We start from the raw sequence: 18,421 nt of genomic DNA on the forward strand, positions 1-18,421 counted from the left end.
TTTGGAATGAGGCCGGTTCGCGCGATAGCGACAGTCTTGACGCAAATTTGCTAGTGCACCGCACATTTCTCGAAAAATCGACGGGGCGATTAAATCAAGACATTTTAGGCGGATAAGGGCCTCATGCGCGCGGCAGAAGCCCTCTTGGGCCGGCCGCAGGCGAGCCTCATGTCGTCAATATTCGCGCTCGTAAAAGACGCCGCCCTTGGCTTCGCCGGCATCGTTGGCCTCGCCGCGCAGCTTCACGCCGCGCCCGACATTGAGGTCGATCGTCGCCTTGCCGGAGCCCGGCTTGTCGCCCTTCTGGATCGTCACATAGGTGCGGTCGTTGAGGTACTTGCCGGCCGAAACGGCGGTGCCGCCCTTTTCGTCGGTCGTCACGTCGAGATCGTCGACGCCGATGGCGCTGCGCAGATTGTCGAGCAGCGAGGTCGAGCCGCCGACCCCCGCCAATTGCGCGGCCGCATCGGCGAGCTGGGCGATTTGCAATGGCGAGAGATTCGACATCGAACGGCCGAAGATCAACTGCGCCAGCACCTCGTCCTCGGGCAGCGCCGGCACGGAAGAGAAGGTGAACTTCGGATTGGTCGCCTCGCCGGAAACGACAATCGTGACAGTGGCGCTGCTGGTCGTCGTGGTCGCCGTCATGTTGAGGTAAGGCACCAGCGACCCCTGGAACCCGACCGTGCCCTCGGTGAAGGTCAGCCGCTTGGCAAGGATCGTCAGCCGGCCGCGTTGCAGGGTGAAGGTGCCGACCGCCTGCGGCGACGACGCCGGCCCGGTCAGCTTGAGCGAGCCGCCCAGTTCGGCATCAAGGCCCCTGCCCTGGATGAAGATCTGGTTCGGCGCGTTGACCGTCACGTCGAGGACAAGACCGCCGCCCCCGTTGCTGCTGCCGCTGGATGTCGGCGGGTTCAGCGCCCTGTCCTGCGCCCGCACCGCGCGCGGCGCATTCTTGTGCTTGACGTCGAGCGCCGAGAGGGAGCCCGGCAGCTTTTCCGGCACGGTGATGACCGTCTTCGCCAGATTGATGGTGCCCGCGATCACCGGCGCCGAGACGAGCGGCCCCTTGATGGTCAGATCGCCGCCGAGATTGGCGGTCACCACCCTGCCGTCGGTGTAGCGGCCGTCGGTGAGTTTGATCGACAGGTCTGCCGGAAAGCCTTGCTCCGGCGTGATGCCGACCGTGCCGCTGGCCGAAAGGCTGCCGCGCGTCGACAATGTGCCGGTCAGGCGATTGATCCTGGCGACGCCGCTGCCGATAGAGACGTCGGCCGCGATGTCGTTGACCGCAAGCCCGGAACGCGCGTCGATAAGGCGTGCGCCGGATGTCGTGATTTTGCCGCTGATCACCGGCGACGATGCCGGACCGCGCACCTGCACGTCGACATTGGCGGTTCCGTTAAGCGCCAGGCCTTGCGCGGCAAGCTTGGCGGCAAGGAAGGAAAACGGCACCTTGCCGTTGAAGTCGAGCGCCAATGTGGGCCCGCCTGCTGTCGTCACCGTGCCGCCGCCCTTCAGGCCAAGCCCGGCGCCGTCGCTGATGTTGGCGTCGAAAACGAGCTTGTTGCCGGCAAATGTGCCCGACGACGACACATTCATGCCGCCGAGCCCGGCGCCGCGCGTCTGCGAGGTCTGCACAGCGGAAGCATCGACCTTGAAGGCGACCGCAGGAGTGGCCGGTGCGCCGGACACCTTGACAGTGCCCGAGATCGAGCCGGCCGCGTCGAGACCCGGCGAGAAACTGTTGGCGAGCGAGACCGGCACCCTGGCCAGGTTGGCGTTGATGTCGAGCGTCTGTGCGACCTTACCCGTCACCGTCGCGGTGCCGCCGCCGAGATTGAGCACCAGCCGGTCGAGCGTTGTCGCGCCGTTGGCGATGGTCACGGTCGAGGCCTGCGCGATCGCGGCCTTGATTCCCTGGACCGTCGCCTGGCCCGAAGCCAGCTCGATGGTCGTCGTGCCGTTCGCCACTTTCACCCGGCCGGCCGCCTTGGCCGGAATGTTCTTGACGGTGGCGCCGCCGGAAAAGCCGGTCCAGTCGCCGTCACGCTTTAGGTCGACATCGATGCCGGTGACGGCGGTGCCGCCGGAGGTGACGTTCTCCGCGCGAACTTTGCCGGAGATCACGGGCGCTGCAAGGTAGTTGGCGATCTGCGCGTCGATGGCGACGTTTTTGGCCGATAGATCGCCGCGCCTGATCGCCGCCGTGCTTGCCTTGACGACGACGTTCGGCCCATCGGCCGCCTTGGAGAACGCAATCGTGCCGCGCACGTCGCCCTCCGCCTTTTCCAGGGCCAGGGCCGCCAGCGGCCCGATCTCGGGCAGGTCGAGCGACACGGTGCCCACCGGCACGAAAGCCTCGTCGAGAGCAAGATCGCCGGAAATCTTGTTCGATCCCAACGACAGCACAAGCCCGTTGATTGCGCTCTTGCCGTTTGTGGTGGCCAGCACGGCGCTGCCCTGCAGCGGCTGCCCGGCGACATTGCCGGTCAATTGCACATTGGCCGCCGGATTGGCGGCATCCGCCTTGCCGGTCGCGGTCAGCTTCAGTCCGGTGATCTCGCGCGCCGCGACCGAAAGCCGGTCGCTGTTGACCGTCAGCGACAGATCGGGCGCCATGACCGGACCTTGGGCATTCATGGCAAAAGCGATGGCGCCCTTGGCGTCTTTCGACAGCAGCGAAACGTCGCTCAACGCACCCCTGATGTCGGCGGCAAGCCTGCTGTCGGCAAGGCTCGCCTGCCCCTCGGCGCTCAGCGCGCCCGAGTTGAGCTTCAGGCCGTCGACATTGACGTTGCCATTGGCGTCACGCTTCAGCGCGGCGCTCAACTGCGCGCTCTCGCCCAGCATACCGCGCACCGCCACCGGCAAGGCGGAAGACGCAACATTGGCTTTCATATTGAGGTCGATGGCGCCGTCGCGCAGCGATATCAGACCGGCGACCTGGCTGTTGAGCGCATCGCTCTTGAGCGCGCCGCTGTCGACGGCAACGGCATCGGTCGTCAAACGGCCGTTGACCTCCGCCGTGACCTTGCCGGCAACCAGCGGCGCGATCATCGGATTGTCGAGGCCGATCCTATTGACCGACACCGTGCCGGAAACCGGACCTGCCCGCCCCTTGAGATCAAACGCATCCGAATGCAGCGCCACGGCAAGATCGTCCACATTCACCTGGCTGGCGGCAACGGACGGCAGGATCGCGGAAACATCCAATCGGGCTTGCGTGCTTTCGCCCGCCATCTTTGCCGACAACGACTGGACCTCGATCTTGACCGGGCTCTCGGCGCTGCCGATCGTCAACGGCAGGCTGGGTCCGGATGATGTGAGATCGAGGGAAAAATCGCTGACGCCGTTCGGATTTAATGTACCGGCGGCGTTGCCGGAAATCTTGTCGCCCGCAAGTGTTGCGTGGTCCAGGGCCACGCCGCCCGCCAAGGTATAGCTGCCGGCGGCGTCGAGATCGAGCGGCCCGAGCCCCGCCTGGCGGGTCTGGCTGGTCTCGGCGCCGGTGAGCTTGGCGTTGAACTGAACATCAGGGTTGGACGACGCACCCGTGACATGCGCCGTGCCGTTCAATGTTCCGGCCGCATCGAGGCCGGGCACGAAGTCGTTGGCAAGCGCCGCCGGCAGGCTGGCAAGGTTGGCGGTCAGGTCGAGTGTCTGGCCGGCGCTGCCGGAAACCGTCGCCGAGCCGCCGCCGAGATTGAGCGCGAGCTTTTCGATGCTGGTGACGCCATTTGCGATCGCGAGGCTTGAGGGCTCGGCGATCGCCGCCTTGATGCCGCGCACCGTCGCTTCGCCCGATGCGATCTCGACGCTGGTCTTGCCGTCGGCGATCTTCACGCGGCCGGTGGCGGTCGCCGGAATGCCGGCCACGGTCGCGCCACCGGCAAAATTGGTCCAGTCGCCGTCGCGCTTCAAATCGATGCCGATGCCGCTGACCACCGTGCTGCCGGAGGTCACGCTGTCGGCCTTGATCGTGCCCGAGATCGCCGGCCCCTTGAGATAGTTGGCGATCAACGCGTTGACGGTGATCGTCCTTGCGGCCAACGCGCCGCGCGCGATCGAGGTGCTTGCCGCGTTGATGGTGACGGTCGGGGCCTCGCCATCCTTGGCGAAGGCGATGGTGCCGTTTATGTCGCCGGTCGCGCTTTGGTTACCGAGCGCGGCAAGTGGCGCGATGTCGGGAACGGCCAGCGTCAGCGTGCCGAGCGGCAGGAACTTGTCGTCGAGCGCGAGATCGCCCGAAACCTTGTTGTCGCCGAGCGCAAGGCTGAGTCCCCTGATCGACCGCTTGCCGGCCGCGGTCACCAACGAGGCCCTGATGTCGAGCGGCTGCTCCTCGGCGCTGCCCGTCAGCGAAACATCGGCCGAGGGATTGGCGATGTCGGCCTTGCCCTTTGCCGAGAGTTTGATGTCCTTCACCGTGCGGCCGGCCGCCGTCAGGCTGGCGCTGTCGGCCAAAACCGAAAAGTCCGGCGCCCAGCGCGGACCGGTCGCGCTCAGCGCGAAATTGATCCCGCCGGCGAGCGGCGTGCCGGCCAGCGACGACAGCGCCGAGACGTCGCCCAGCGTGCCCTTGACGTTGGCCTGGATGTCCGAGCCTTGCGCGCTGGCCGTGCCGCTGGCGCTCAGCGAGCCGGAGGTGAGTTCCAGCTCGTTGGCCGCGAACGCGCCTTCCGGATCGCGGGTCGCTGTAGCCGAGAATTTCACCCGTTCGCCAAGCAGCGAGCTGATCTGCGGCGGCAGCGCCTTCGATACGGCGTCCGCGTTCATCTTCAGCGTCATCGACAGATCGGCGAGCGAGACGCCGGCCGTCAGCGCGGCATTGAGCGCATCGCTGCGCAGCGTGCCCTTGTCGATGGTCACGTTATCGCGGTTGATCGAACCGGAAAGATCGGCCGCGAGCTTGCCCGTCACCAGCGGCGCTAGCGTCGCCACGTCGGTCTTCAGGCCGGCGGCGGCGAGCTTGACGCTGACCGGGCCGCTGCGGTTTTCGACATCAAAGCCGTCGGAATGGATTTCTCCCGTTACAGTGTTGAGCTGCGTGCCGCCGACGGCGACCGAGGCCAGCGAGGTGCCGATGTCGACCATCGGCGCCTTGCCGTCGCCAAAGGCGCGCGCCGTCGCCTTCTCGATCGCGACCAGGATCGGCACCGCGCTGGTGCCGACATCGATGGTGACCGGCTTTTCCTTGGCGGAGAGCTCGACGGCAAGGTCGCTGGCGCCTTTCGGGTCGACATTGCCGCTGGCCGTGCCATGCACGGCATCGCTTTCTATGGTGGCGCGATCGATATCGACCCCGCCTGCCGTGGTCGCAGTCCCGGCGACGTCGAAGCTCGTCTTGCCGGCAAACAGCGACTTGAACTTTTCCGGCAGGAAGCGCTCGAATTCGCCGTCGCCCTTGGCCTCGATATAGTGGCCCTTGTCGCTGAGCTGGTGGCGGCCGGTGAGCTGGGTGACGATCTGGCGGTCGACCACGAAGGTGCCGATACCGCTCCAGTTGGCGAGCGGCCCAGTGCCGGTGACGACGATGTCTACAGGCGGCGCATCCGGCAGCTTGAGCAAATTGGCGATGATGCCGCCCGCCGGCTCCGACGCTTTGAGATCAAGGTCGAGCTTGTTGTCGGCCGGCGCGAAATGGACCTTGGCGTCGACATTGCCTTCTCTGCCGTCGTGGCGGGCGACGTTGAGCACCGTGTCGATCGCCAGCGGCGACGGATCGGCCTTGAGCGAGCCCTTGGCGGCAAGTTCGGCGATGCCGCTGCCGGCAAGCTGCTGCCCGAGCGCGATCTCCGGCAGGTCGATTTGCCTGACGTCGATCGAGACCGGCAGGCTAGTCGATCCGCCTTGCGATGGCTGTTGGCTGGCTTGCGGCAGCCGCGCCAGCTCGATGCGCTCGGCGCCGATGCGGTCGGCGTTGAAATTGCGCGACAAGAGCGCCGTCGGCGACCAGTCGAGCGCCACCTTGCGCGCCACCAGCCAAGGCCCGGCGCGGTCCTCCAGCACGACATGATCCAGCCGCAGGGCGCCGGACCAGATGCCTTCGATGCCGCTGACCGTCACCTTGCGGTCCTCGGTCGAGGCCATTTTCGAGATCAGGCCGGCGAGATTTTGCCGGCCGCCTTCCGTGCCGGTCAGCACCACGAGCGCGCCGATCGCCACCACCAGCAGCAGGAGCAGCGCGTAGAGGCAGATGCGAAGGATGCGCCAGAAGATCCTCATCGTCAGAACGCCTGACCGATGCCGGCATAAATGCCGAAATGCGGATCGCTCGGATCACGGTTGAGCGGCACGGCCGCATCGATGCGCAGCGGCCCGAAAGGCGTCAGATAGCGCAGGCCGACGCCGGCGCCGACCTTGACGTCCGAGAAATCGGGGAAGGATTTCGTTGAAACCGTGCCCGCATCGACGAAGGGCACGACGCCGATCGTGTCGGTGATGGCGATGCGCATCTCGACCGAGGTCTCGAAGAAGGACAGGCCGCCGATCGGCTGGCCGTCGATGTCCTTCGGGCCGATGCCCTGATAGGCGTAACCGCGCACCGAGCCGCCGCCGCCCGAATAGAAACGCCGGTCTGCGGGCACGTTCTGCAAGCCGGTGCCGACGATCGATCCGAGCACGGCGCGCTCGGCGAGCACGAATTTGCTCGCCGTGTCCAGCGATTGATAGGCGGAGCCTTCGCCCTTCAGCTTGAGGAAGGTCGCGCCGTTCAGGATGTCGTAGCTCGGCTCGGCATAGGCGAGCGCCCGGAAACCCCTGGTCGGATTGAGCTTGTTGTCGCGGTTGTCGTAGACATATTGCAGCGGCACGCTGGCGATAAGATAGGTGTGCTTGCCGAACGTGTCGGTGATCCTCGAATAGTCGAGGGCGAATTCAGCGGAAACCCTCTGCTGCTTGTCGAGATCGTAGGAGACGCCGATATTGCCCTTGACCGAGAAATGGTCGTAGGCATCCGGGTGTTCGAACACCGTCTTGATGCCGGTGAAGAATTTCGACGTCGGCCCGAGCACGCCCGGCTTCTCGAACATGACGCCGGCATTGTAATTGAGCGCGGAAATGCTGTTGCTGCCGATGCCGCTGATGGAACCGTCGATGCGCAGCTTCTCCGCCTGGCCGAACAGGTTGCGGTGGCCCCAGTAGCCCTCCAGCCCCAGCCCTTCCGTATTCGAAAACGTGCCGCCGATGCCGAAAAAGCGCGGCTTGCGCTCGCTGACCTGGACGTCGATCGGGATGTTGCCTTGGGCGTCGAGGCTGTCGCCTTCCTTGATGGTCACGCTGTTGAAGACTTCGAGCCCGAGCAGACGATCGCGGGCATCGTCAATCTCTTGCGGCGAATATTGCTGGCCGCGCTTCAGCCCGGTCATGTATTCGGTGAAGTCGCGATCGACCTTCTCGGTGCCTTCGACAGTGGTGTCGCCATAGCCGGCGGCCGGGCCGGCCGCCACCGTCAGCGTGACGTCGAGCGTCGAGGTGGCGTGGTCGGCGACGATCTCGCGGTCCGTCACCTTGGCGAGCGGTCTGCCCTCTTCCTTCAGCGCGCGTACGATCGCCGCTTCGGCCTTGAGCACGGCGCCGGACCCGGCATCGCCGCCGGCGATCAGGCCGAAATCGGCGCTCGCCAACCCCGCCGCATCGCCTTTCAGCCTGATGTCGCCCAGCGTGAATTTCGGCCCGGCGGCGACGCTGACCACCACCGGGATGGGCTGCGGCCCCTTGAATTCGGCGTCCGGCGGCAGTTCGTCGATAGACTTGCCCTGGATGGTAATGGTGACCACGCCTTCGTAGCGGGCGTCGGCATAAAGGGCGGCAACGAGCTGTTCCCGGTCGCTGCGCGCCTTGGCCATCAGGCCGAGCGACCCCGACACCGGATGCTCCTCGTCGCTCTTGAGCGCCGAGGCATTTTCCAGCCTCTCGACCAGATCCTTGTCGGCGTCCGGCGCGTCGATGGTTACGGAATAGCGCAGCGGATCGACGATGTCGGCATCCTCGTCGCTGGACGAACCCCAGAGCTTGATGCCGAAAATCTCGAAGGCCGCCGCCGGGCGTGCTCCGCCGGCGAGTGCGGTCGAGCAGACAAGCGCGAAAAGCAGGGCGCGCGGAAGCCCGCGCCCTGGCGCGATCCCTCCTGACATCTGCGTTTCATACGCCGGCATTAACACAACCTAGTCGACAAAACTAAAATTGGAATGAAGTTCTGAAACGCTCGTAAAGGGGCCACAATCCAATTGTCTGAAATAGACCGGGCTTGGAATTCACACCTTTTGCACCTTCGCAAGAATGTGTGATCCATCTCATAGAGGTTCTGTCGAAATACCGGCCTTTGGCCGGCATGGAAACCGTTGGCGGGTTGAAAAACCTGCGGCGTTCCGGCGTTGACAAGCCCGCTCGATGCTTGATCATGCCCGGACGCTGGCAATGTCTGGAGGGTGATGTGGCAATGCGCGCGGCTCGTGGTCTCTCTTTCCTTCTCCTTCTCTTTTTCGCCCCTATCTTCCTCGCATCGGGCGGTGCGGCACTTGCGGCCGAAGCCCGGCGAATCGTGACGACGGACAATTCCGACTATTTCGGTTTCGACCTCAGGTCGGATCAGAATGTCAGCCTCGACCAGTGCAAGACCACCTGCCTCGGCGACCCCGCCTGCCGCGCCTTCACCTACAACACCAAGGCAAAATGGTGCTTTCTCAAATCCGACTACAACCAGCTGAAATCGTTCAGCGGCGCCATAGCCGGCAAAGTCGCCAATGTCGATGGCGACCCCGATATCGGCGCCCCGCCTGAGCTTGCTTTCTTTCCCACCTGGATGGCCGACCAGGCCCAGCAGTTCCGCAACAAGCTGACCGATCCGGCCTATGACAAGCCGACCGAGGGTCTGGCGGCGCTTCAGGCCGCGGCAGAGCAGGCCGCGCTCACCGGCGACCATCGCCTGGCCATGCAGAAATACCAGGCGGCGCTGTCCGTCCTGCCGGACGACGGCGCGCTCTGGCTGGCGCTGGCGCGCGAGACGCTTGCCGTGCAGCCGGCTTCCAACACCACCGAACCCTCGACCTTGCCGGCAAACGTCACCTCGGCCGCCTTCAACGCCTACAAGCTGGTGCGCACGGCAAAGACCCGTGCCGAGGCGCTGGCGCTGCTTGCCGCCGGCCTCGACAAGCGCGACCTCTTCCGGCCGGCCATTCAGGCCTATGAGGCGAGCCTTGCGCTGGTGAATTCGCCCGCTGTCCAGGCCGACTATGCCGACCTCAAGGCGCGCAAGGGTTTCCGCGTCATCGAGCACACTGTCGATGCCGATTCCTCTTCGCCGCGCATCTGCGCCCAGTTTTCCGAGGAATTGGTCAAGACCGGTGTCGACTATTCGCAGTTCGTCACCGTCGACAACGCCGCGCCCAAGGCCGTCGAAGCCAAGGACAAGCAGATCTGCGTCGAGGGGCTGGAACATGGCCAGCACTACGACGTGACCTTCCGCGCCGGGCTGCCGGCCGCTGTCGGCGAGACGATAGCCGCCCCGGTCGTGCTGTCGATCTATGTCCAGGACCGCGCCCCGTCCGCCCGCTTCACCGGCGACAGCTTCGTGCTGCCGGCCGGCGCCCGCCGCGGCATTCCGGTCGTCACCGTCAACATGAACGCCGCCAAGATGAAGCTCTACCGCATCGGCGATCGTTCGCTGGCGCAGCTTCTGTCCGGCTATCAGTTCCTGCACCAGCTCGACGGCTATGACATTTCCACCATTTCCGACCAGATGGGCGAGCCCGTCTGGGAAGGCACGCTCGATATCGCCAATGATCTCAACAAGGAGGTCACCACCTCCTTCCCGGTCGACGAGGCGATCCCGCAGCGCAAGCCCGGCGTCTACGTGCTGACGGCGCAGCCGGTCGACGACAAGAGCGACGACTACGGTTCGCGCGCCACCCAGTGGTTCGTCGTTTCCGACATCGGCTTGTCCACCTATACCGGCCAGGACGGCCTCAATGTCTTTGCCCGCTCGCTCGGCTCCGCCAAGCCGATCGCCGGCGCCGAACTGACGCTGCTTGCCAAGAACAATGAGGTCCTCGGCACGGCGACATCCGACGCCGAAGGCCACGCCGTCTTCAACCCCGGCCTGACCCGCGGCGAAGGCGGCATGGTGCCGGCCGTGCTGATGGCCAAGCAGGGCGAAAACGACTTCGTCTTCCTCGACATGGGCCGCGCCGGCTTCGATCTGTCGGATCGCGGCGTTGCCGGGCGCGCCGCGCCCGGCGCGCTCGACGTCTATGCCTGGACCGAGCGCGGCATCTACCGCGCCGGCGAGGACGTTCATGTCGCGGCCCTTGCCCGCGACGGCGCCGCCAAGGCGGTCGAGAACCTGCCGCTCACCTTCATCTTCACCCGTCCCGACGGCGTCGAGAGCCGCCGCGTTGTCAGCGACGGCGTATCCGCCGGCGGCCATGCCGTCGATCTGCCCCTCGAGCCCAACGCCATGCGCGGCACCTGGACGGTGTCCATCTATACCGACCCGAAGCAGTCGCCGGTGGCGAGCCAGATGTTCCTGGTCGAGGATTTCGTGCCCGATCGCATCGAGTTCGACCTGACTTCCGACAAGAAGGAGATCGCCCAGGGCGAGATCGCCAATGTCAGCGTCGACGGCCGCTTCCTTTACGGCGCGCCGGCCGCCGGCCTCGCGCTCGAAGGTGAGATGACGCTGTCGACCACCAGCAGCTGGGACCGGTTCAAGGACTTCACCTTCGGTCTTGCCGACGAGCAGTCGGCCGAGCCTTCGGTGACGCCTCTGGCCAACCTTCCCGTCGTCGGCGATGACGGCAAGGCGACCTTCCCGGTTTCTATCGACCAGCTGCCTTCGACCACCAAGCTGGTCAACGCCAAGGTCACCGTGCGCATGCGCGAGGCCGGCGGACGTGCCGTCGAGCGCTCGCTCGACATCGCGGCGCATCCGGAAAAGGAGATGATCGGCATCCGCCCGGATTTCGAGGGCGGCGAGGTGCCACAGGGCGGGACGGCGAAGTTCAGCATCATCGCTGTCGACCCGAACGGCAAGCGCGAGGAGCTGAAAGGCGCCCAGTGGTCGCTCGTCAAAGTCGAGCGCAATTACCAATGGTACCATTCCAACAATTCCTGGAACTATGAAGCGGTGAACCTCACCAAGGCGGTCGCCAACGGCCAGATCGATCTCAACGCCGACGGCGAGGCAACCGTGTCGCTCCCCGTCGACTGGGGCCGCTACCGGCTGGAAGTCGAGACCGCCGATCCGGACGGGCCCGCGACCAGCTACGAGTTCGATGCCGGCTGGTATGTCGCCTCGACCACCACCGAAACCCCTGACGGCCTGGAAATCGCCCTCGACAAGGACACTTATGCCGCCGGCGAGGTCGCCAAGCTGAAGGTCTCGCCGCATTTTGCCGGCGAACTTCTCGTCACCATCGGCGCCGAAAAACTGTTGAAGACCGTCACCGCTTCGGTGCCGGCCGGCGGCAGCACCGTCGACATCCCGGTCGGCGACGACTGGGGCGCCGGCGCCTATGTCACGGCGACTTTGTTCCGGCCCGGCGATGCGGAGCAATCGCGCATGCCGGCCCGCGCCATCGGCGTCAAATGGCTGACCGTCGATCCGGGCTCGAAGAAGCTCGCCGTCACGCTGACGCCGCCTGAAAAGACCGCTCCGCGTCAGCAGCTGTCGATCCCGGTCGCCGTCAACGGCGCTCAGGCCGGCAGCAATGCCTATGTCATGGTCGCGGCCGTCGATGTCGGCATCCTCAACCTCACCAATTACAAGGCGCCCGATCCGGAGGACTGGTTCTTCGGCCAGCGCATGCTGGGGCTGGAAATCCGCGACCTCTACGGCCGCCTGATCGACGGCTCGCTCGGCACCACCGGCAAGCTCAGGACCGGCGGTGACGGCGCCAACATGCAGTCGCAAGGCAGCCCGCCGACCGAAAAGCTGGTCGCCTTCTTTTCCGGCCCGGTCGAGCTCGATGCCAACGGCAAGGCGCGGGTCGACTTCGACATCCCGCAGTTCAACGGCACCGTGCGCGTCATGGCCGTCGCCTGGACCAAGGAAGCCGTCGGCCATGCTCAGACCGACGTCATCGTGCGCGACCCGGTGGTGATCACCGCCGGCCTGCCGCGCTTCCTGGCGCCCGGCGATGCCGCCACCATGCGCCTCGACATCGCCGACACAGACGGACCTGCCGGCGACTACAAGCTCTCGGTCACCACGACCGGCGATCTCTCGACCGGCGACAAGCCCCTGCCCGAGAGGCTGACGCTGACCCAGGGCAAGCGGCAGTCGCTCTCCTTCCCGCTGGTCGCGCGGACGGCGGGCCATGCCTCTATCACTGTCAAGCTCGCGCATGACAGCGGCACCGAGGTCGAGCAGACACTCTATCTGCCGGTGCGACCGGCGCAGCTTCCGGTCACCAACCGCATGGTGGTCGAGCTGAAGCCCAATGGGGGTTCGCTGCGCGTCGACAAGGAACTTCTCGCCGCAAGCGTGCTCGACGGCGCTTCGGTCAGCGTCGGCGTTTCGCAGGCCGCCGCCTTCGACGTGCCATCGCTGTTGATGACGCTCGACCACTACCCCTATGGCTGCGCCGAGCAGACCACCAGCCGCGCCATGCCGTTGCTCTATGTCAACGACATGGCCACCAGCATCGGCATGGAGAGCGATCCTGAGCTGCACGGCCGCATCCAGGACGCCATCTACAAGGTGTTGAGCTATCAATCCTCGAGCGGCAGCTTCGGCCTTTGGGGTCCGGGCTCCGGCGATCTGTGGCTCGACGCCTATGTCAGCGAGTTCCTGACCCGGGCGCGCGAGCAGAAATACGACGTCCCGGCGCAGGCGATGAACCAGGCGCTGAACAACCTGCAGAACGCGCTGGGCTACGACCAGGACGTCCAGGATCGCGGCAGCGAGATCGCCTACGCGCTCTATGTGCTCGCCCGCAACAAGAAGGCCTCGATCGGCGATCTGCGCTACTATGTGGACACGCAGCTCGAAGCCTTCTCCAGCCCGATGGCGGTCGCTCAACTGGCAGCGAGCCTGGCGCTTTACGGCGACACGCAGCGTTCGGAAGCCACCTTCCAGACGGCGCTGCGGCTGGCCCAGGCGAGCACCGAGTACGACTACTACCGCTCGGACTACGGCTCGCCGCTCCGCGACGGCGCGGCGATACTGGCGATGGCCGCGGAATCGAAGCCGGTGCCGAGCATCGTGCCGCAGCTGATCAGACTGGTGGCGCGGGAACGCGCCGACGCCCGCTGGACGAGCACCCAGGACGAATCCTGGATGCTGCTCGCCGCGCGGGCGCTGAAGGAAGGCAATGATTCCATCACGCTTTCCGTCAACGGCGCGCCGCATTCTGGCGGCTACTCCGACCAGATCGCCGGCAGCGAGTTGGTCGACAGCCCGCTCACCATCGCCAACACCGGCAAGACGCCATCGCAGGCGGTGGTCACCGCGGTGGCGGCGCCGGTCGAGCCGCTACCCGCCGGCGGCGACGGCTTCACCATCGATCGCACCTACTACCGGCTCGATGGCACCGAGGCCAATGTCACCGAGGCCAGGCAGAACGAGCGCTATGTGGTCGTGCTCAAGATCTATGAGCAGAACAAATGGCCTTCGCGGCTCTTGATCACCGACCTGTTGCCGGCCGGCTTCGAGATCGACAATCCGAGCCTGGTGTCTAGCGCGCAATTGTCGAACTTCTCCTGGCTGGCGCAGACCGACGCCGCGCATCTGGAGTTCCGCGACGACCGTTTCGTCGCCGCCTTCAATCCCAATGAAGGCGACGGCGACCGCAACATCACGCTGGCCTATGTCGTGCGCGCCGTGACGCCGGGCACCTATGCCCATCCGGCGGCGACGGTGGAGGACATGTACCGGCCGCAATATTCGGCCCGCACGTCCACCGGCATGATGGAGGTCAAGGCGGAATAGCGATGAAAAAGTCGCCAGAAATCTCCTTCTCCCCGAATGGTGATGGGGAGAGCGTGCCGGTCCACCCTCCGCAGCTGCAGCGCAGCTGCTGCGGAGGACGGGCAGGCGGATGAGGGGCAGCGCCATGCTCTCCAGAAAATTCCTCCGACAGACTGCCATCGCAGGAATTTCCCTTGCCGGATTCGCAGTTCTTGCGGCTGCCGCCCTCTGGGAGCTCGACCGCGCCTTCCCGCCGCTGCTGGCAACGCTCACGGTCTCGACCGAGGTGCAGGATCGCGACGGCCAGTTGCTTCGCGCCTTCGCGACCCCGGACGGCTACTGGCGGCTCGAAACTCGCCTCGACCAGGTCGACAAGCAATTCGTCGACATGCTCGTCGCTTATGAGGACAAGCGCTTTTGGGACCACCGTGGTGTCGACGTGCTGGCGCTTTGCCGCGCCGCGGGCCAGTTCGCCACCAGCGGCCATATCGTCTCCGGCGGCTCGACGCTGTCGATGCAGCTTGCCCGGCTGATCGAGCCGCGCGACAGCCGCAGCCTCGGCTCCAAGCTCAAGCAGATCCTGCGCGCCATCCAGATCGAGCGGCGCCTGTCCAAGCAGGAAATCCTCGAACGCTACCTGACGCTGGCGCCCTATGGCGGCAATCTCGAAGGCGTGCGCGCCGCCTCGTTGGCCTATTTCGGCAAGGAACCGAAGCGGCTGACCGTCTCCGAATCCGCCCTTCTCGTCGCCCTGCCGCAGCTCCCCGAAAAACGCCGGCCCGACCGCAATCTCGACATCGCGCATGCCGCGCGCGACCGTGTGCTCAACCGCATGGTCTCGGCCGGCCTGCTCGGCGAAAGAGAGGCTGCCCGCGCCGCCCTCGACGACGTCTCCGGCCTGCGCCGCAAGCTGCCGGCGCTGGCCGCGCATGCCTCCTACGCCATGCTGCCCAAGGCCGAGCCCGGCAAGCCGCTGCAACTGACGATCCGCAGGAGCGTCCAGCAGGGGCTGGAACAGGTGGCCAGGGAAGCCGCCAGGAAGCTCGGCCCGAAACTTTCCATCGCCATGGTGATGGCCGATGCGCGCACCGGCGACATCCTGGGCGAGGTCGGCTCGGCCGACTTTTTCGACGCCAGCCGCTCCGGCTGGATCGACATGACCAAGGTCGTGCGCTCGCCCGGATCGACGCTGAAGCCCTTCATCTACGGGCTCGCCTTCGAGCAGGGGCTGGTGGCGCAGGAAACCATCATCGAGGACAGCCCGGCCGATTTCGGCGGCTACCGGCCGAAGAACTTCGACATGGGCTATCAGGGCGACGTTAGCATCCGGCAGGCGCTGCAATTGTCGCTCAACGTGCCGGCGATCCGGGTGCTCGACGCCGTCGGCCCCGCACGGCTCACCGCGCGCTTCCGCCAGGCTGGCGTCAATCCGACGTTGCCGCTTAACGAGGCGCCGGGCCTGGCGATCGGCCTCGGCGGCGTCGGCGTGACTTTGCGCGACCTGGTGCAGCTCTATACGGGGCTCGCCAATGGCGGCAAGATGCACACACTGCATGACGGCACCGAGCCGGCCAATGCCGAGCGCACCACCGCGACCATCCTCGACGACCAGGCCGCCTGGCAGATCAACGACATCCTCTCCGGCGTGAAGCCGCCGGAAGGAGCCATGCAGCGCGGCATCGCCTACAAGACCGGCACCTCCTATGGCTATCGCGATGCCTGGTCGGTGGGCTTCGACGGCCGTTATGTGCTGGGTGTCTGGGTCGGCCGCGCCGACGCCGGTCCAATCCCAGGCCTCTCCGGCTATGTCTCGGCCGCGCCCATCCTGTTCGAGGGTTTTGTCCGCTCGGGTCTGGCCAGCGTGCCGCTGCCCGGCCGCCCGCCAGGCGTCTTCAATCCCAAACGCGAGGAACTGCCGGTGACGCTCGCCCGCTTCGGCGCCGGATCGGACGGGCTGGTGCAGGCGACGCCGACCGAGCCGGCGCCGACCATCGTGTTCCCGCCCAACGGCGCCCGCGTCGATCTCGGCACCAATTCTGCCGATGCGACGCCGCTGGTGCTGAAGCTGCAGGGCGGCCGCGCGCCGTTCCGCTGGCTGGCCAACGGCAAGCCGCTCGCCGGCATCGACCGTCGCCGCACCGCGACCTGGCAACCCGACGGCACCGGCTATTCGACGCTGACCGTGATCGACGCCGCCGGCCGCGCGGCCAGCGTGAAGGTTTTCGTTGAATAGAATGCGGCAAGCGATTCAGAGGATTGCTTTTCTTAAGGCTTTGGCTCGCGGAATTTCTTTCCTGATGTATGGCGCGAGGCACCCCCCTCTGGCCTACCGGCCATCTCCCCCGCAAGGGGGGAGATCATTCGCCTCGCCGCCTTCGCCAATCTTCCACGTTGGAAAGATAAAGGCGGCATCGAAACTGCCAATCTCCCCCCTTGCGGGGGAGATGCCCGGCAGGGCAGAGGGGGGTGCCTCGCGCCAGCCTTCGTTAGTAACATTCCTCGCAACGCTAGCTCTTCTGACCGCAACCTGCCTCCCCACCCACGCCGATCCCCTCCCCGCCGGTTTCGTCAGGTTGGCCGATGTCGATCCCACAATCCGCCAGGACATCCGATATGCCGGCCGCGAAAACTTCCTGCACCGCAAGGCCGACGGCTACGAAGCGCCGGTCTGCATCCTGACCGAGCAGGCGGCGAAGGCGCTTTCCAGCGTCCAGAAAGCAATCACCGCAAAGGGCCTGACGCTCGTCGTCTTCGACTGCTACCGCCCGGCGCGCGCCGTGGCCGACATGGGCAAATGGACGAGAGAAGGCGGCCCGCCCGACCCGCGATGGTATCCGAAGGTCGAGCGCGGTGATCTCATCGCCAAAGGCCATGTCGGTGAGCTCTCCAGCCACTCGCGCGGCTCGACCGTCGACCTTGCGATTGCCGAGACGACCAAGAAAAGCGCGGCGCATCCCGCCTGCGGCGCACCCGATGCGGACACGCTCGATTTCGGCACCGGCTTCGACTGTTTCGACCCCTCTAGTGAAACCGCCCACCGCCCTCTTGCCGCCGAAGCAGCGACGAACCGCAAGATGCTGTTGGCGGCCATGCGCGCCGCCGGCTTCCGCAACTATGCGCGCGAATGGTGGCATTTCACGCTTGCCGACGAGCCCTTCCCGAAACAGCGTTTCGATTTTCCGGTCACCGCAAACTAAGCCGCGGGACTTGCCTGGAGGCGGTCCGCTTCTAATTAGGCCGGCTGATGAGGCGCCACGCCGGCGCCAGTTGAGGAAGTTATTTCCTCAATGGGCCGTTGCTCGGCGAAAAATTGCTGCAAGGAGGCGAAAAAGGCAACATTCAATGCATCTAATTTCTATAAAATCGCTAGAGTTCGTGCCGTTCAACGGAGGCGGAAATGACCAACCCTCATTTCAAGAAACTGCTTGGCGCGCTGGTCGCCACATCTGTCCAGTTCGGCACGCTCGGTTTCGCGTTTGCCGACACGACCATTCTGAATGTGTCCTACGACCCGACACGCGAGCTCTACAAGGCCTATGACGAGGCCTTCGCCGCGCACTGGAAGGCGGAGACCGGCGAGACCGTCACCATCCAGCAATCGCATGGCGGATCGGGCGCGCAGGCCCGCGCGGTGATCGACGGCCTCGACGCCGATGTCGTGACGCTCGCGCTCGAAGGCGACATCAACGCCATCGCCTCGAAGACGAAGAAGATCAATCCCGACTGGCGCACGAAGTTCGAGAACAATTCGGCACCCTACACCTCGACCATCATCTTCCTGGTTCGCAAGGGCAACCCCAAGGGCATCCACGACTGGAACGATCTGGTGAAGGACGGCGTCCAGGTGATCACGCCGAACCCGAAGACGTCCGGCGGCGCGCGCTGGAACTATCTCGCCGCCTGGGCCTATGCCAACGCCAATGACGGCAACGACGAGGCCAAGACCAAGGAATTCGTCGGCAAGCTCTATGCCAATGTCCCTGTGCTCGACACCGGCGCGCGCGGCTCGACGGTGACATTCGCGCAGAAGGGCCTCGGCGACGTGCTGATTGCCTGGGAGAACGAGGCCTATCTCGCCCTCGACGAATTCGGTGCCGACAATTTCGACATCGTCTACCCGCCGACCTCGATCCTGGCCGAGCCGCCGGTCGCTGTCGTCGACGCCAATGTCGATGCCAAGGGCACGCGTAAGGTCGCCGAGGCGTATCTGAGCTGGCTCTATTCCAAAGAGGCTCAGACCATCATCGCCAAGAACCACTATCGCCCGGCCAAGCCCGACCTGGTGCCTGCCGAGGATCTTGCCAAGCTGCCGGCAATCAAACTTGTCACCGTCGACGATCCGCAATTCGGCGGCTGGAAGAAGGCGCAGCCTTATCATTTCGGCGATGGCGGTATATTCGACCAGATTTACAAGCCCGCCCAATGAAGCATGGTGGCCATAGGCCGGATGAAACCTGATTGGGTCTATTGTACGAGTGCCCGAGCCGAGACAACGGGCAGTCTGGTCTG

Annotated in this window: 6 protein-coding genes; 4 read left to right on the forward strand and 2 right to left on the reverse strand. The window is 65.5% G+C overall.

Going from position 1 to position 18,421, the window contains the following annotated elements; translation table 11 throughout:
* Positions 1–174: 174 nt before the first annotated feature.
* Both AC4FWB_RS07410 and AC4FWB_RS07415 read right to left on the reverse strand, forming a co-directional pair.
* Positions 175–6,228: a translocation/assembly module TamB domain-containing protein gene (locus AC4FWB_RS07410; protein WP_491025284.1), complete on the reverse strand. Its 6,054-nt coding sequence runs from the start codon at positions 6,226–6,228 to the stop codon at positions 175–177.
* Positions 6,229–6,230: 2 nt separating this feature from the next.
* Entirely contained in the window at positions 6,231–8,159 is a 1,929-nt protein-coding gene (locus tag AC4FWB_RS07415) for an autotransporter assembly complex protein TamA (protein WP_491025285.1), read from the reverse strand.
* Positions 8,160–8,437: 278 nt separating this feature from the next.
* Here AC4FWB_RS07415 and AC4FWB_RS07420 point away from each other — a divergent pair, with 278 nt between their 5' ends.
* The 4 genes from AC4FWB_RS07420 to AC4FWB_RS07435 all read left to right on the forward strand — a co-directional run bounded on the left by AC4FWB_RS07420 (position 8,438) and on the right by AC4FWB_RS07435 (position 18,338).
* A complete protein-coding gene (locus AC4FWB_RS07420; RefSeq protein ID WP_491025286.1) occupies positions 8,438–13,933 on the forward strand; it encodes an alpha-2-macroglobulin family protein in 5,496 nt (1,831 codons plus the stop codon).
* Positions 13,934–14,057: 124 nt separating this feature from the next.
* Positions 14,058–16,145 (forward strand): penicillin-binding protein 1C, encoded by a 2,088-nt coding sequence (gene pbpC, locus AC4FWB_RS07425; protein WP_491025287.1) that lies wholly within the window; start codon positions 14,058–14,060, stop codon positions 16,143–16,145.
* 211 nt (positions 16,146–16,356) lie between these two features.
* Positions 16,357–17,109 (forward strand): M15 family metallopeptidase, encoded by a 753-nt coding sequence (locus AC4FWB_RS07430; RefSeq protein WP_491025288.1) that lies wholly within the window; start codon positions 16,357–16,359, stop codon positions 17,107–17,109.
* Between the two features lie 200 nt (positions 17,110–17,309).
* Entirely contained in the window at positions 17,310–18,338 is a 1,029-nt protein-coding gene (locus tag AC4FWB_RS07435) for a sulfate ABC transporter substrate-binding protein (RefSeq protein WP_491025289.1), read from the forward strand.
* The last annotated feature ends 83 nt before the right edge of the window (positions 18,339–18,421 follow it).

The organism is Mesorhizobium sp. LEGMi-168a (genome assembly GCF_058312955.1).

What these genes read in the sequence shown, in the direction of transcription:
- AC4FWB_RS07410 (WP_491025284.1), bottom strand. Translation starts at nt 6,228, where the DNA reads ATGAGGATCTTCTGGCGCATCCTTCGCATCTGCCTCTACGCGCTGCTC.
- AC4FWB_RS07430 (WP_491025288.1), top strand. Translation starts at nt 16,357, where the DNA reads ATGCCCGGCAGGGCAGAGGGGGGTGCCTCGCGCCAGCCTTCGTTAGTA.
- AC4FWB_RS07415 (WP_491025285.1), bottom strand. Translation starts at nt 8,159, where the DNA reads ATGCCGGCGTATGAAACGCAGATGTCAGGAGGGATCGCGCCAGGGCGC.
- pbpC (WP_491025287.1), top strand. Translation starts at nt 14,058, where the DNA reads ATGCTCTCCAGAAAATTCCTCCGACAGACTGCCATCGCAGGAATTTCC.
- AC4FWB_RS07435 (WP_491025289.1), top strand. Translation starts at nt 17,310, where the DNA reads ATGACCAACCCTCATTTCAAGAAACTGCTTGGCGCGCTGGTCGCCACA.